This window comes from Stenotrophomonas sp. AS012628, assembly GCF_010608305.1.
Taxonomy (GTDB): Bacteria; Pseudomonadota; Gammaproteobacteria; order Xanthomonadales; family Xanthomonadaceae; genus Stenotrophomonas; species Stenotrophomonas geniculata.
Genome location: NZ_VMBJ01000310.1, coordinates 1 through 215, shown reverse-complemented (window position 1 = coordinate 215; position 215 = coordinate 1). Strand labels below are relative to the sequence as shown.

At 67.0% G+C, this 215-nt stretch carries 1 protein-coding gene; it reads left to right on the top strand.

Annotated features, from left to right (window positions below):
* Positions 1-215: DUF4197 family protein (locus G5A07_RS22055; protein ID WP_191864052.1), on the top strand; the 215-nt coding region annotated here is incomplete at both ends.

The following is a 215-nucleotide window of genomic DNA, read 5'->3' as shown; positions in this document are numbered from 1 at the left end:
AGCAGGCCCAGGGCCTGCTGGTGGAGGCGGTGAAGAAGATGACCGTGGCCGACGCCAAGGGCATCCTCAAGGGCGGTGACGACGCCGCCACCGAATACCTGGACAAGTCCAGCCGCGAACAGCTGCGCGCGAAGTTCCTGCCGATCGTCAAGCAGGCCACCGACGAGGTCGGCCTGGTCAAGCAGTACAACGCCTTCGCCAGCCAGGCGGCGACC